This window comes from Acidobacterium sp. S8, assembly GCF_009765985.1.
In the GTDB taxonomy this organism is placed as follows: domain Bacteria; phylum Acidobacteriota; class Terriglobia; order Terriglobales; family Acidobacteriaceae; genus Alloacidobacterium.
This window is the reverse complement of sequence record NZ_LMUM01000028.1, coordinates 101,467-116,577: the sequence shown is the minus strand read 5'-3', so window position 1 is coordinate 116,577 and position 15,111 is coordinate 101,467. Positions and strand designations below refer to the sequence as shown.

Below are 15,111 nucleotides of genomic sequence, written 5' to 3'. Positions count from 1 at the left end.
GGAAAATTTCCCGACAATTTAGTTACGCCCTTTGGTAACATTTGGGTAACAAACCCAATTACCCGGACTTTCGGTTTTACGTTCTTTTCCTACGTTGCTGTCCCGTTGAGCTGCAGAGCAACTACGTTCAATCTTTTTATACGTGTCGGACATTCAAGAGGCCCGCTATGAATTTTTTCATCACGGATCTTGTAATGGGCTCTGCAGCCAGACTGTTATCAAAATCACCAGGACTGCGGCCCTTCACCGACCACGTATTTCACCTTTTTATTTTCTGCCGCTGAAAGCAAGCACGTTTTTGCAGAGGTGAAGTTTCGTGTTTCAAAATTGCGCTCCTCCCCCCCTGGGCGCCGATAGGTACGTCGGCGCACTTGCTGGCAGCAATAGCTCGCCTTTGAACCCAAACCGTTTCATGCCTCGCGTAAAGCGAGTTGATATTCATACCGCCTTCAGTTCTATTGCTCTGCTGGCATTTGGCATTTTTCTAATTCTTACAGGCTGCGGATATAACGTGAATGGAGCCTCCGAAGGCTCTCTGGTGGTTACACCAGACACGGTCGACTTCGGCGATGTGCAGGTCGGACAGACGGCGCAGAGTACCGTTACCCTACTCAATCAGGGCGTGACTACGGTCAGCGTGTCACAGGTCACGGTGGCGGGGCAGACCTTTTTCCTGAATCCCCAAACACAATTGCCTGTGACTATCGCGCCGGGCAAAACGTATTCCGTCCAACTCGACTTTAAGCCTGGGAGCGCGTCGAGTTATACCGGCACAGTAACGGCAGTGGATTCGAGCGCACGGCGCGTAGCGCAGTGGAACATGAAAGGCTGGGGAATCTCGTCTTCCAGTAGCCAGGCTCAGCTCACGGCTACCCCATCAAGCCTGGCATTTGGCAGTCTTGCAGTTGGCGCGTCCACGACACAAACTGTGACGCTGACATCTACAGGGACTGCTCCACTGACCATAAATTCGGCCACGGCAAGTGACGGATTCGCTGTCTCAGGAGCCAGTTTCCCACTGACGCTCAAGCCGAAAGAGACCGCGACGCTTCAGGTTCAATTCAAGCCGACCGCGGAAGGTGCCGTCAGTGGCTCATTGGCTATTTCCAGCAACGACTATAAAAATTCAACAACCACGATTCATCTCACGGGCACCGGAGAAGAAGCTCCGGCTTTGGCATCTGAGCTGGCTATCAACCCGGCAAGCCTGAGCTTCGGCAATGTGACCGTGGGATCTTCTTCGACGCAGCCAGTCACGCTCAGTTCTTCGGGAACAGCCCCTATCACCATCGCATCCGCGAAGCTGATAGGTACGGAAATTACATTATCCGGAGCGAAATTCCCACTCGTCCTGAAGGCACACCAGACTGTGACCCTGAAGGTGAACTTTGCGCCTACAACTGCGGGCGCGGTGGCGGGGCACCTCATCGTCGATAGCGATTCGGTGAGCCATCCGACAATGACAATCAATATTGCCGGCACGGGTGAACAATCCGCCGCGCCACAACTCACGACCAGCGCAGCGGCTCTGAGTTTCGGCGATGTGACCCTGGGTTCGCAGTCGACGCAGCCGCTTACACTCACGTCGACCGGCACGGCTGACGTGACGGTGAAGTCTGCGGGAATCAAAGGTACAGGCTTTGACGTTTCCGGAGACAACTTCCCGCTGACCTTGAAACCGCACCAGACGACAACTCTGCAGGTGCATTTCAAGGCGGCCACACCGGGCGCGACACAAGGCACACTCGCAATCAGCAGCGATTCGAAGACCGATCCTACGGCTGCTGTAGTCCTGGCCGCTACTGCGACCCCTGCTACCACTTCTCAGCTGGCTGTCAGCGCGGCGAGCCTGGACTTCGGCAACGTAACCGTGGGAGATTCTTCCACACAACAGTTGACACTCACCTCGACCGGAGCTGCGCCAGTCACGATCAGTTCAGCCAGTGTTGCCGGAACAGGCTTTACCGTTACGGGAGCAAGCTTCCCGCTGACGATCGATCCGCAGCAAACGGCAACTCTTCAGATTCAGTTCGATCCCACCTCGCCTGGAGCAGCCACCGGGCAGCTGACCATCGATAGCGACTCGGCGACAAACTCTGCGGCGACGGTCGATTTGAGCGGCACGGCGCAGGCTGTAGTTCCACCAACACCACAGTTATCAGCCAATCCTGCGAGCCTGAATTTCAACAATGTGACGGTAGGTTCAGCAACCGTGCAACCTGTCACACTCAGCTCAAGTGGAACTGCGCCAGTGACAATTACGGGAGCCTCACTCAGCGGCACGGGCTTTACCTTGTACAAGGCTCAGTTCCCAATCACGTTGCAGCCCGGCCAGACGGTGGCACTGTATGTGATCTTCAGACCAACTGATACTGACACAGTCAACAGCACACTGAGCGTCAGTTCCAATGCCGCGAACCCTGTTGCCATTCCTGTCAGCGGGACAGGAGCAGAGGCACAAACTCCCCAGCTGACCGTAACGCCTAACGAGCTGGACTTCAGTAATGTGACTGTAAACTCGACGGCGACACAATCTGTAACTGTGGTTGCTTCCGGCACGAGCCCTGTTACTGTGAGTGCGGCCAACATCAACGGCAACGGGTTCACGGTTTCAGGAGCGGATCTGCCTGTCACCCTGCAGCCCGGCCAGCTTGTCACGTTCAATGTTCAATTTGCCCCGACAGCAGCGAGCGGTTACACGGGCTCACTTTCCATACAATCGGACTCTGCGACAACCAGCACGTCAAGCGTTGTGCTCACGGGCACAGGCGTAGCCTCTGCGCCCAACGCCAACATCTCTCAACTCACTATTAATCCCTCGAGCATGACCTTCGGCAACGTGACGGCAGGTTCAGCTTCGACACAACCGCTGACTCTCTCCTCGACTGGAACAAATCCCGTCGTCATCAACTCGATCTCGGTTGACGGGCAAGCCTTCAGCATTGCAGATCAAACATTCCCTCTAACTCTGAATCCGAACCAATCGGTCACACTGCAAGTGCAGTATGCGCCTGGGGCCACGGGCTCTGACACCGGAACAGTGACAATTAACAGCAACTCGGCAACGAACGCCACTTCGGTGATCAATCTCACCGGAACGGCCGTAGCGGCAACGAGTCCGCAATTGTCGCTGAGTGCGGCCAGCCTGAGTTTCGGAGATATAACTGTTGGCTCGTCGTCTACCCAACCGCTGACGCTTACCTCCACAGGTACAGCGCCGGTCGTTGTTCACTCGGCGCCGGTCGTAGGGCCGGGCTTCAGCGTGTCGGGTGCTACCTTCCCGCTCACTCTGAACCCGCAGCAGGCAGTCACGGTGCAGTTGACGTTTGATCCTACCCAGACGGGAAGTTCGTCAGGTGCTGTCACAATCAACAGTAATTCGGCAACGAATTCTCTGGCCGCAGTCACGCTTACCGGCACGGGAACGCCTGCTCCCAGTCCGCAGCTGTCACTAAGCGCAGCCAGTCTGAGCTTTGGCGATGTCACGACAGGATCGTCTTCGACACAGCCACTGACACTGACTTCGACGGGTACGGCGACAGTGACGGTGAACTCAGTAAATATCACGGGCTCGGGCTTCAGTGTGTCAGGTGCCAACTTCCCGCTCACACTTGATCCGCAGCAAACAGTGACGTTGCAGGTGACATTCGATCCGGCATCTGCCGGGGGGGCGTCCGGTCAACTCACAATCCAAAGTAATTCTTCAACAAATACCACAGCTGCTGTTGGCTTGAGCGGAACGGGTGAGGCTACAACCATACCTACTCTTTCGCTCAGTATCGGCAGTTTAAACTTCGGCGATGTCGCGGTTGGATCTTCATCAACTCAAGGGCTGGTGTTGACCTCGATAGGTACCGCGCCGGTCACGATAAATTCCGGAAACATAAGCGGGAACGGCTTCAGCTTTAGTGGCGCAAGCTTCCCGATTACGCTCGGACCGCTCCAGGTTCTGACCCTGGAGGTTACGTTCGCTCCAACGGCTGCAGGAGCCTCAACGGGCACGATGAGTTTCGCCAGCGACTCTTCTACGAATGCGACAAACTCTGTCGCATTGAGTGGGACAGGTGACGCAACAACGCCGGGATTATTGGCAAGTGCGACCAGCCTGAGTTTCGGCGATGTCAACGTAGGATCCTCAGGGTTAGCTTCACTTACGCTGATGTCCAGCGGTTCCGCTTCAGTCACGATCAACGCTGTGAACGTTACTGGAACGGGCTTCAGTGTGTCCGGAGCAAGCTTCCCCCTTACGCTCAGCCCGGGTCAGACGGTAACTCTTGATGTGGTGTTCTCACCGACAACGGCGGGCGCAGCATCGGGTACGCTGGCCATCAACAGCAATTCAACCGCAAACGCTGTGCCAGCGGTGAGCTTGAGCGGCACCGGCGAAGCAGTACAGCACGAGGTAGATGTGAGCTGGAATGCACCGAGCAGTTCTCCTGTACCGGTTGTCGGCTACCACGTATACCGGGCAACGGGAAGCAGCACGACGTATTCGCTGCTGACTTCCTCGGTAGAAACCGCGACAACGTACGCGGACAACACAGTTCAGAGCGGCACCACTTACAGCTACTATGTAACGAGTGTCGATGCCACAGGCGTGGAGAGTTCTCCATCGAATGTGACTACTGCCTCTGTTCCGTGATGTTGGTTAGAAATAAAAAAGAGAGGTGCGTGTTTGAGCTTTTCAGGTTCGGAAAGCTCGGCACGCACCTCTCCATTGCAGGGGAAGGCAACTGAATAGGATTGCAGGTGCTCGTTTGAGAACACGGACAGCACCTGCAATCACTCTTGTTTAATGGCCTGAAGATAAACGGCGCAGGAGGAGAGCCCAATCGCCTGCATCGGGTGATGACGGTGAATCCCACATACTGCCCGTCTGTATCTCCTGCTCAGGACTCCACTCACCAGTCTGCGCGTCGAACCATCGGACAGTGTATTTCCCCGATTGCAGCTTGATGTGCGCTCGGCCGCCCTTCGGGAGATAGACAGCGTACGTGTTGCCTGCATCCGCCAGGCAATAGTTCCCGCTGTTCACTAATTCATCGTGCGGGTTCGTCTTCCACCATTCAAAGCTGGTGAAAAAGTCGACCATGTATCCATAGCCCTTGAGCATGGTCATGGTGTCGTCTCCACGGCCGTTCAGCCAGCCACCGCCCGTATCCGGCCAGATATTTGTGCCCCGCTTCGCTGTTTCTCCTGTCGTCCCATAGCCTCCTGCCATCGCTATATCCCAGGCAGTGCGGCGTAGAGTATCTGCATTTTCTTCCGGCGGAGGCGGACCCCATAACGGGTAGTGATCCTCATATCCATATTCCTCATTGGTTTGAGGAATGATTCTGCCCAGCTTCTCCTGTTGCTCTCGCTCGCCGAGCATGAAGGCGTGCTGATCTCTTGACCACTCCTGAAATGAAGTGAAGCTGAACCAGTCGGAGGTGCGGTCCTGATGCGTGTTCTTTATCGGATGACTGGTGGCGAGATGCTTATAGGGATCCCATTCGTTAATCAGCATGCCGGTACGATGGGTCCACCACACATTCCGATAGCGGTCGAGGTCATCGCCCAAATCCCAGGTGATATTCGAATAAGCGCCGAAGCGATTCACCGCATACTGAATGAACCGGCGCTCATCGTCGCTTCCGGCTTTGGGATGAACCACGCCATCGTTCATATCGAGCACCAGCGAAACGATCATGTCGCGTTCACGTGCGTAGCGGAGTGCTCTTTCGAACCTTTGCCAATACGAGACGTCAAAGCGCGTGTAATCGAATCCAGGCTGGTAGATGTCTTCAGCATTCTTCGCCGGCCACGGGGTGATGCAGAGTGTCCAGGCGGGACCGGTCATCGCGGGCTCGCCATAAAGCGTGAATGCGCGCCCCGCAATAGTTACGCGGATACGATTGATCTTTAACTTGTGGAGACGCTCGATGGCAGCTTGAATGACATTGTCGTCTTGCCATCCCATCAACCAATAGGCTGTCGTCCCATTAAAAAAATAGTGCTCTCCTGTTCCCTCCCATTGGAAATGCCAGGGATATTTCGAATCGACACGAATGGGGCCGCGGCGATGGCCGTCGACAGCAGTGAATGTGCCGGTGGATTCTCTATGAGTGCGACCCTGACGATATTCGATGAAGTATCTGTAGGTGCCGGCCTTCGGTGGCATAAACCTTATTCGAAAAAGACTTCCATTTTCGGAGTCGCAAAAGCCTTCTACATTCCAACGCCTGCTGCCATCTGCAGCCTCAAACCAGCCATGCAAGGAAGCGTCTGTAAAAGGGTTGGCCGCGCGCGGCCTGGAGACATTCGCGGTGACTTCTACGAAGTCGTATGCCTCGACGGTAAGAGAGGATTGCGTGAACGATATGTTTAGCGGGCCGGGTTTCGAACATCCGATGATGAACAGCGTGGAAACAAGAAGTACACACCACCTGACCCTGCGGAAAGCAACCATATTAATGACTGATGAGCTCGCCGGCACTGATGCTTTCGAGCCTTTCTATATCGGTAAGGGCTTTCTGGAAGATGACCGGCGAAATCCCTTGTGTTGAGGAAAAATTCCATTTATCCGCAACCAGATAGAGCGGCCGGCTCTTTCCTTCCTCATAGATCCTGCCCACATACTCGCCGAGAATACCTACAACCATCATGAGAGCAGCATTGCTCAGACAAAGAACAACCATCAGCGAGGTCCAGCCGGGGACGGCTTTGCCGGAAAAATAAGCAAATAAAGCTCGAACAGCTTCTTCCAAAGCAAGAAGGGTCATCATTCCACCCCCAACGAAGCTGATTCTCAAAGGCAGGGGGGAAAATGAGACAACAGCGGTCCAGGCTAGCCGAAGCATCTTCCCGAGGGGATATTTCGTCGTTCCGGCGGCTCTTGCATTGCGCTCATAGTAGACGCAGGTTTGCGGATACCCCACCCACGCAACCATTCCGCGTAAAAAGCGATGCATCTCGCGCATAGCAGTGAGGCTGTCAACGCATCGCCGAGACATCAATCGGAAATCGCCGACATCCTGTGGAAGGCTTTTAAGGAAAAAGACCCGCATGCCACGGTAAAAAGCCCACGCTGTGAATCTTTTGAAGACGCTTTCTCCTGTACGCGCTACTCGCTGGCCGCAGACGACATCGTAACCATTGCGATACTGAGCGACCATCTGATGGATCACTTCAAGCGGATCCTGCAAATCGCCATCGATCAAGACCACCGCATCTCCGGAAGCATGATCGATGCCGGCTGTGGACGCGTACTGGTGTCCAAAATTGCGTGACAGATTTAAAACCTTAATGCGGGGATCAGACGCGCTCCACTCCACCAGAAAATCGATAGTCCGATCCGAGCTGCCGTCATTGACTGCGATCACTTCGCAGGCATACGGTGAGCTGTCCAAAAAATGAGTGAGTTGAGGGCGCAGTAAAGAGAATATTTCTTCCTCGTTGTAGAGGGGCATCACGATCGACAAGAGCTTTGGATTTGGCCTCGAGATAATGTAGGTATGGCTCATAGCACATCCTGTCTCCGCTCTTTCAGCAGGAAAGGTCAGAAATTCGACAGCAATAAATCGTTATTGCTGCGCTGCTACCTGGGCCCGTGGACTGCCGCATACGAATGCTTTTTTTACAAACACCAAAACCTGGACAGGTTCAAATCGTCCCATTGCAAGCGTTACGGGGGACTTAAAAAGTGGATCATCAGAAAGATGGTCTGCAAACTCGAGGTTATGCTCGTTGTCTAAGTCTTCTTTGATTACCTTCTCACCGACAAATCCCGGCGCGGTGATGACGATGTCATTCTGATCCGCCTCATTCACGAGCGCCGGCCAGTCCAATGCACCATCTTCGTATCGCCATAACCAGGTCACGTCTGGTTGTGGCAGGTCTTTCAAAACCCACGAGTATTCGATCTGAGGCACATTAAAAGCGCGACCGTTGCCGAGGTAAGCAATCCTGGGAGAATTCAGGCCACAGCTTTGACTGATGCGTTCCAACGGTGTCCAATCCCACTGGTCAAGTCTGACGAGAGCCTGCCATGGCGGACTACCGTTCGGGAATTTGAGATTCACCGGATGCTTGTTCGGAAATATCACCGGTGTTACCAGCATGGCCAGTTGAGCGCTAAAGAGTAGTGCGAACGCTGCAGCACCTGGAAACGAATATGCCCACCCTGACTGCTCCGCCAGCAAACCGACGACAAGCGCGAGCGGTATTACGGCAGGCGAAATATGACGCAGCAGATGATTTGTGCCAGAGAGTTGCGCGAGCACAATCGGCATTCCAGTGCAGGCACACGCAAAGGCGATTGCTTTCTGAAATCGGCTTAGTAATTTCTGCTTCAAAACGAAAACTTTGACAAAACAAGCAACAACGACCAAGCCAATTGCGATCACCACTCCGTGGCCAAGCAGACATTGAGCCACAGTGTCGAGCCATCGCATCCACGTCGCAGGCGATGGCGCTCCTAACGAATTCCGGACAAAATTCCTGGCGTAGTGGACATAATCAAACGACTTCTTTGCATTCAGCAGCCACCATGGACCCGCTATCAGGAATGCAAGCGCACCCGCCTTCCGCTCCTTCGCAAGAGTCGGAATCCCAAGCCAGCCATAGTGTCCTGCAATCAACCAGAAAGCGAGAAGCGGACATGCAATCAGGAAAAAGGTGGTCTTAGCCAAAAATCCCAAGCCGACTGCAACTCCCAGGCCAATCCAGCGATCGGGACGATCGGAGTTATCTTCCCATGAGAGGGCAACATAATAGAGCAACGCCGAGGTTGCGAGGTAAAGAGAAGTATCAGTGCCGAAGAATGCGCTGGCGGAAACAACTTCCGGAGAGAGAGTAAATATAAGTGCGGCAAATGCTCCGGCTACTCTACCGCCGACACGGCGCCCTGTGAGAAAGACGAACCAGGCACTCAGCACAAAGCATGCCAAAGAGACGAGTCGGGCCGTTGTCGTGTGAAATCCAACGACGGCAAGAAATGGAAGGGCCAGAATGCGATATGCCGGTGGACGACCGAAGGTTTTTATTAGAATGCGTCCGCCGACAGTTAGAATCTTTCCCGCCCACAAGCGCTGTACATCTACACCGGAATAACTAAGATATTCAGCCTCGTCCCAGTGAGTTCCATAGGGATGATGCAGTGACCAAGTAATTGCCGCGACGACGACCGACGTAACTATGCCGGCCGCAAAAAGGGCCCAGAAACTTGCATCTTGCAAGGGCTTTTTCATTGCAATTAGGTCTTATCCTCTTTGCAAAGCCCCCTCGGTAACAAGTACTACAAACACAGTCCTTATGAACTGTGACAATACTGGACAGCATCCTCTTCTGAAGGTGCGGCTGCTGGAAACTTCATGTTCACTTCTCTCACATCCAACCATTTGAGCGGCGAGGACCGGTAACAGAAACGATGCGGCTTAACCTCAAACAATTTTGCGGATGAGGGAAGGGGCATGATCTGCTGGGCAAGGGGGATTCTGGGGCCTCACATCGATTCTTATTTCGCATCTTCAGGTATAGCTGGAACAAGTTTCACTGTTGATAAACCTAAACTTTCGAGATAGGGGAAATATTTTTCGAAAAGGCGGCCATCTCTTATCCTGGCAATCGGGACTTCAAAGCAAAATCGAGATAACGATGCAGCAGCTATGATAGCTGCGATAAGGATGCAGAAGTGAGACCAACTGGTGGTATGCATATCGTTTTCATCGAAGAAGGCAATATGCATGTGTCCATAAATTCTGCGGATCTGAACATAGACGAGCGCCTGTAAAATATATACGCCATAGGAAATCTTTCCTAAATATTGCAGAAGGCCCGCTCTTAGTAAAACCGTCTGCCATTTGTCGCGAAAACGAATCACCCACACGAGAGTCGCAGCAAATGTCAGCGCGACGAGCGAATATCCAAAATGCGAATCCTTGGCGTGTCCCACTCAAACTTTGCCCACGCGAAATACATGCCGAGAGTAGTAAGTAAGGCGGCTGTCACGAGCGTCACATAGCCAGACGGAACTCGCCACTGCGCCGTCCTAAGGCTTAGCGCCAGGAGCGCCCCAAATGCGAGCCCATCGCAGTGGCACGGAGTGGAGACATACTGCAATAGCGCTCGATGAGGGAACCATATATAGAGCCCCCAGCGTAAGGGAGTTGATACAACAATAATCACAATGAGCACCCTGAAGAGAGCAGTCGGATGCAGGTTTTTGACAATAAAGGGGAAAAGTAAATAAAACTGCTCTTCAATTTGAAGCGACCAGAAAGGATTAAGAAACACAGCCGACGACATGCGGTTCCTGAATGCAACCAGGAAGTTGCCGAGAAACGCGCTGAACCATGAGACATCGAAGAGATTCCTCAATACCGAGCCTTCATGGAAGACCAACCGTGCGAAAAGTCCCGCAAATAACACCGCGTAATATAGCGGGAATATACGCAGAGTTCTGCGGAAGTAGAACTGACGGTAGTAGTTTTCCTTGTCACGTGAATCAAGCAGGATCCCCGTAATCAGGAATCCGCTCAACACAAAAAAAAGATCTACACCGCACCAACCGACAGATTCCAGTTTCCAAAGGACGGATCCTGCCCGGGCACTAGGTCCGAAGTGCACTAGCAGTACCAACATAACTGCCAAGGCTCGTAACCCGTCGAATTCAGCGATATAGCCGCGAAACCTAAACTCCGATTGCTGGATGTAATGTTTCATCGAGGCACCTCTGATAAGTTCAACCCATAGACGCCTGAGCAACTGATCAACGATTAGGCTCGATACTAAAACCCTTTTTTTATTTGCTGCACAACTCAAGAACTTCTTTGCGGTCTTGCTGGGCCTGGACATTTGCCGCCCGCTTCAGCCAGTTCTCCCGCCAGTAGGGATAAATTGCCCTCGGGCAGAGACGATGATAGTCGGATTTACAGACAACACCTTCGAGAACAATGCATGGGAACTTCATGTTCACCATCTTGCCCGACTTCTCTTCAATAATGTGATGGACACGACGAAGCACTTTGTAGATGCCGCCGCAATATGGCAGCATCTCGGAATCGAACCAGAGACCGCGATTCTTCTGGTTTTTATCGAGGGTTGCGAGGATCTCCTCTTTGCTCCGCACCTCGACGAGCTCGCCTGGCTGAAGATCGAGCCGCTCTATCGGAGGCTTTTCAGCGCTTCCCTCGACAAATGGATAGCGGCTGCCTCGCCTGCGTGCCTGCACTTCATTAAAACCACCAATGATGGTTGCGTGCACAATGCGAGAGACACCGAGAACCGTCTCAAGCACGCGATGCGTTCTCAAATCTCCTGCCATGCCGGTATCGAGATTGCCGGAGCGTAAATCGCGTATATACTGGCGAGGATCCCAGAAGCTCATGTGCGAAGTAAATCTGGGGACTTCCGTTGCCTGACATTTATAGATCGTATCGCCCTGCGCATTTTGCGAGGCGCTTGCGGAACAGACGCAAGCCTCACTGCAAGTCTTCTGGACCGACGCAACACCCTTCGTCCATACTGGAGACGTTTCCAGCGTGACCAAAGTAGTTTCCGCACGTTTCAGCCATGCTTCTTTCCAAAAAATCAGGCAGCCCGCTTCGCACCCGCCATGACCACTGCCATCGCAACGAGACGTTTCGAGATGAACTGCATCGGTAAGGCGACGAATGCTCCATCCCTGGATGTAGTCACAGGTCTTGTCAGCGCGCTTGTATACGCGAAGTCTGCGACCGCAATACGCGAACATCTCCGGCATAAAAGGGAGGTTGTCAAGGCAGCCATTCTGATCGAGAGTGCTCAGAATATCTTCCTTGCTGAGAACTTCCACCCATTCTCCAGCCTTTAAGTTCAGTAGATGTGAACGGCTCGCGCTAGATTGCGGCATTGCGCATTCCTCTTCTCTTCGGAATTTTTTGGGAAATGAGATGACACTCCTTCATCTCGCCGAGTCGGCCCCATACCTTTTTTTTGCATTCGAAACGATGAGCAGGATTTATAGCCACCATCCAGCGAATAGTCCACACAGCGAGCCGGCGAAACATGCGGATCGGAATACCGGCGATGAACCATTCTCCATCGGAGGCTGGTATGCCAAAGACCTGCACATCCGCACGGGCTTTATCAAACCACCATTCGAGAAAGTAGCTTTGCTGGATACGGCGCGCAGGCACTGCGTGATAGATAACCGCCGAAGGCTCATAGAGCAGCTGTTCCTTGGCGGACAGCAGACGAGACCCAAATTCGCTGTCCTCATTCTTCTGTGGAGAGGAGCAGCCCGCGCGCGGTCCGAGATCCACGCGGAAGGCACCGTACTTTTCAAAAATGGTCTTCCTATATGCCATGTTATTGCCAAAAGGCGACTCATTGATTTCGTGACGTTCGAGCCCCAGATCGAAAATGGCAACCGGAGCCATCGCATAGACTTGTTTCGCGTTCAACCAGGGTGGAGATGTAAAACCCTTCTCCGGCAATGTGCGGCCGCTTACGCCCATACAAGTCTGCTTCGCAAAAGCGGAGGTAAGGTTCTCCAGCCAAGCGGGTTCTGCGACTATGTCATCATCCGTGAAAGCAAAAATATCTCCCCGGGCGTTCCCGATTCCGGTATTCAGGGCGTATGACTTTCCCTGTCTCGGCTCAAATATGTAACGGAAACGATGGGGATAGAGGTTGATAAAATGCTCAGCCACCTCGCGGGTATCGTCGGTCGAGTTGTTATCTACTACCACAATCTCCCAGTTAGCTGACGCAACAAGCTTCTGGCATGCCAGGCTTTCTAAGGCGACAGCCAGGCTTTGAGAGCGGTTATGAGTGCAAACAACCACAGAAATATTCATCTTTAACGTGCCTGCGGGCTCTCATGAAAGCCGGGTAGAAATTCGGGGTCGTGTGCGGCAGGCTTTTTCAGCAAGCGCTCCAGCGTGCTTTTCGGATTGAGAAGCGCATCGAACAACTTTCCTGCGAAAGTTCGATATAAACGAGTTCGACTCAGACCTACTCCGGCTTCTGCAAGCTTTCCCTTGTGGTAGTTCCAGAATTTATCGCCACGACGATGCGTCAAGTTACGCGACAGAAAGTCGTAATATTCCGACAGCTTTAAATCGAGGCAGAACTTGTACTCTTCGGCGGTCAGATAATCCCGCCCATATGTGACAAGATCGTGCAGCCTACCCGCGATGAATGTATTCATCTCCGTAGAGAATGCGAACAAAGAGCCTTCGCGCACCCGAGTCACCGTGAGCACCTGATGAACAAAGCCAAAATCCGAAGTCTTCAAAGCTGCACAGCATGCTTCGGAGTCGCTATGCAGATTCGTTTCGTTGTAAAAAGCATGACTGGCACGGATAAGGTCGGCGCGAAAAAGCAAAGAGGTTGCCGTGCCGAAGACGTACAGATCTTCGAGAAAAAGCTTGCGGCATACCTCTCGGCCAGAAATAAGGCGGCTGGGATAAGGCAGTCCGGCCCACATGACCTGACGACCTTGTAATCCATACGCGCCTACAATGCCGATCGACGGATATTCTTCCGCGACGTCAACCATCTCTTCTATGCACTCAGGAAAAATCCAATCGTCGGCGAAGACAATTTTGCAATATTTTGCCGACGAAGGCAGCCGGCGCAGCGCCTGATTAAAATTCGGAACAGCACGCAGGAACTCTTCATTGTCGTAAACCCGAATCCTTGCGTCTTTGGAAGCATACTGGCGGGCAATCTCTGCCGTGGCATCGGTGCTGCAATTGTTCGCTACGATGCACTCCCAGTTCTGATAGCTTTGCGCGAGAATGCTTTCTAAACATTCGGCAATATGATTGGCCTCATTGTAGGCCGGTACCACGATGCTGACGACGGGTTGAGACATGTTTTCCAGCTTCCTAATCAGGCTGTGGCCAACGATTCAGAATCCAACTGCGCAGGAGCTCGCATTGTTTTGAGCAGGTCGATGTAAAACTTCTTCTGCCCCATCACGAACAGAAGCATTCCTAAATACACTGCGATAAACAGGCCCGAACCAAGAATGAGCCGGGGTAAAGGCGGCAATGACTGACCATAAAGCTGCTGCAACACGAGCGGTCCGATGGATGCAACGGCGCCCGAGATCAAGGGACGACTCAGTGTTTGAATCACATCCCAGAATGAGATCGAGGTACCACGCACACACCAGGCGATATGAGGAAGAACCCACAATCCCATCGCTATCGAATAGCCCAGCGCAACGCCTTTCGGGCCGAATGGCAATCCAATAAGATAGCCGGCCATGACGAGCGGAGCAATCGCTAAGGCAATCTTCAAGCTTCGCCCAACCTTTCCCACGGCAAACAACAGCCACGAAAAAGGATTAATCATCGCGAAGATCAAGATGGTAGGAGCAAGATAGCGGAAGATAGGTGCCGCATCTTTCCACTTAGGCCCGAGCAGCACAAAGATTGCATCGTGAGCGAATAGCGCACACACGATCGTAATAGGAAGCGTGAGTGCCAGCACAAGCGAATATCCCTTGAGAAAATAGCTGCGCAAGCGTGGTGGATCGTCCTGCACACGCGACAATGCCGAGAACGCTACTTCACCGACTGCTGAATTCAAATTATCTGTAGGGATGTTTGCAAGCTGATAGGCGCGCCCATAGATGCCGATCGCGTCGGCTCCCCAGAAACGGCCCAGCAGAACCTTTTCCATGTTGTAGGCAACATAAACAACGACACCATTCAAAGTAATGGCGCCGCCAAAACGCATGATAGAGCGTAAGCCGGATCTCATCTTCGGCAGCCTTGGAAGCCAGAGCGCTGAAATCCAGAGACCGACAGTCGTAATGAGCGGTAGCGCGACGGTCATCGCAACTAATGACCAGTAGCCGTAACCAGCTTTCGCCATACCTACGGCCAGAAGTGTGCTGATGACGAGAGCAATCACATTGATGACTGAGAGCGCCGTAAAGCGCATGTTCCGCTGCAAGAGCGCTGAATGCTGCACGCCTCCGGCATTGAAGAGAAATCCCGTCGCCAGCGCAATAGTCACCAGGCGCAAGCGGGGCTCATGATAAAAATTCGCAATTACCGGAGCAAGCGCCGCGGCAAATACGGCCAGGGCGGCTCCGACAGCCACGTTGATCCAAAACAAGGTGGAAACCTG

General features: G+C 53.1%; 10 protein-coding genes. 1 reads left to right on the top strand and 9 read right to left on the bottom strand.

The window, feature by feature from the left end; genetic code table 11:
• Window positions 1-412: 412 nt before the first annotated feature.
• Window positions 413-4,642 carry an S-layer family protein gene (locus tag GSQ86_RS12325; protein ID WP_158750246.1) on the top strand — a complete coding sequence of 1,410 codons (4,230 nt, stop codon included), beginning with the start codon at window positions 413-415 and terminating at the stop codon, window positions 4,640-4,642.
• A gap of 150 nt (window positions 4,643-4,792) precedes the next feature.
• Here the strand turns inward: GSQ86_RS12325 and GSQ86_RS12320 are convergent, their stop codons facing one another.
• The 9 genes from GSQ86_RS12320 to GSQ86_RS12280 form a co-directional block, all read right to left on the bottom strand.
• Entirely contained in the window at window positions 4,793-6,451 is a 1,659-nt protein-coding gene (locus GSQ86_RS12320; RefSeq protein ID WP_158750245.1) for a DUF4038 domain-containing protein, read from the bottom strand.
• Between the two features lies 1 nt (window position 6,452).
• Complete coding sequence (locus GSQ86_RS12315) at window positions 6,453-7,505, bottom strand: glycosyltransferase family 2 protein (protein WP_158750244.1); 1,053 nt, start codon at window positions 7,503-7,505, stop codon at window positions 6,453-6,455.
• A 60-nt stretch (window positions 7,506-7,565) separates the two neighbouring features.
• Entirely contained in the window at window positions 7,566-9,230 is a 1,665-nt protein-coding gene (locus GSQ86_RS12310) for a glycosyltransferase family 39 protein (protein WP_158750243.1), read from the bottom strand.
• 266 nt (window positions 9,231-9,496) lie between these two features.
• On the bottom strand, window positions 9,497-9,934 hold the full coding sequence (locus GSQ86_RS12305) for an acyltransferase family protein (RefSeq protein WP_158750242.1): 438 nt from the start codon (window positions 9,932-9,934) through the stop codon (window positions 9,497-9,499).
• Complete coding sequence (locus GSQ86_RS12300) at window positions 9,886-10,704, bottom strand: acyltransferase (RefSeq protein WP_158750241.1); 819 nt, start codon at window positions 10,702-10,704, stop codon at window positions 9,886-9,888. Before GSQ86_RS12300 ends, GSQ86_RS12305 begins: the two co-directional genes overlap by 49 nt.
• 79 nt (window positions 10,705-10,783) lie before the next feature.
• Window positions 10,784-11,815, bottom strand: a complete 1,032-nt coding sequence (locus GSQ86_RS12295) for a hypothetical protein (RefSeq protein ID WP_216841130.1) — start codon at window positions 11,813-11,815, stop codon at window positions 10,784-10,786.
• Window positions 11,816-11,858: 43 nt separating this feature from the next.
• Window positions 11,859-12,821, bottom strand: a complete 963-nt coding sequence (locus tag GSQ86_RS12290) for a glycosyltransferase family 2 protein (RefSeq protein ID WP_158750240.1) — start codon at window positions 12,819-12,821, stop codon at window positions 11,859-11,861.
• Window positions 12,822-12,823: 2 nt separating this feature from the next.
• Window positions 12,824-13,843, bottom strand: a complete 1,020-nt coding sequence (locus GSQ86_RS12285) for a glycosyltransferase family 2 protein (protein WP_158750239.1) — start codon at window positions 13,841-13,843, stop codon at window positions 12,824-12,826.
• A gap of 17 nt (window positions 13,844-13,860) precedes the next feature.
• The coding region (locus GSQ86_RS12280) for a lipopolysaccharide biosynthesis protein (RefSeq protein WP_216841129.1) at window positions 13,861-15,111 on the bottom strand (1,251 nt) is incomplete at its 5' end.